This is a genomic window from Oleiphilus sp. HI0128 (genome assembly GCF_001635365.1).
Genome location: NZ_LWGG01001318.1, coordinates 1 through 899 on the forward strand (window position 1 = coordinate 1; position 899 = coordinate 899).

Below are 899 nucleotides of genomic sequence, written 5' to 3' on the forward strand. Positions count from 1 at the left end.
TTGTTATGGATATTCGAAAAATCAAAAAGCTGATCGAATTAATCACCGAGTCAGATGTAGAAGAACTAGAGATTAAGGAAGGCGAAGAGTCCATCCGCATCAACCGTCGCAAGCATGTTGTCGCCGCACCAGCAGCGGCCCCAGCACCCGTAACGTCTGCTTCAGCACCTATCACAGAAACATCCACTGCAAGTCCGGCACCGGCGAGCACCTCTAGTGACCAGACAATCAATGCCCCTATGGTCGGCACCTTCTACAAGGCGCCCTCACCTGACTCCGCCCCATTTGTTGAAGTTGGACAAAGCGTTAAGGCTGGCGATGTCTTGTGCATCATTGAAGCAATGAAAATGATGAACCAAATCGAGGCAGACCGAAGCGGCGTTATTCAGTCGATAGAAGTCAGTGACGGAGAACCTATCGAGTTCGATCAGATACTATTTACAATTGCATAAGGCTCGCAGGTAACACTGATGTTAAAAAAAGTTCTAATCGCTAATCGTGGCGAAATAGCCTTACGAATTCTACGCGCCTGCAAAGAGATCGGTATTCCTTCGGTCGCCGTACACTCCAAGGTTGATAGAGACCTTATGCACGTTCGCTTGGCAGACGAGTCAGTTTGTATTGGTAATAACAGCCCTGTCGAGAGCTACCTCAATATACCTGCAATAATCAGCGCCGCTGAAGTGACCAATGCTGTTGGCATTCATCCTGGCTACGGTTTTCTTGCTGAAAATGCTGACTTCGCAGAACAAGTCGAAAAGAGCGGCTTTACCTTCATTGGCCCCCCTGCCAGTGTCATTCGCTTAATGGGGAATAAAGTTTCAGCCATCAAAGCCATGACAAAAGCCGGCGTACCGACGGTTCCTGGCTCCGACGGCCCGATCACAAATAATCAAGAT

At 48.7% G+C, this 899-nt stretch carries 2 protein-coding genes; both read left to right on the forward strand.

The features are described 5' to 3' along the window. Window positions 1-5: 5 nt before the first annotated feature. Window positions 6-452, forward strand: coding sequence for an acetyl-CoA carboxylase biotin carboxyl carrier protein (accB, locus tag A3763_RS22125; protein ID WP_068512191.1), 447 nt, complete (start codon window positions 6-8; stop codon window positions 450-452). 18 nt (window positions 453-470) lie between these two features. Then, window positions 471-899 (forward strand): biotin carboxylase N-terminal domain-containing protein (locus A3763_RS22130; protein ID WP_304440837.1); only part of this gene is annotated, 429 nt, incomplete at its 3' end.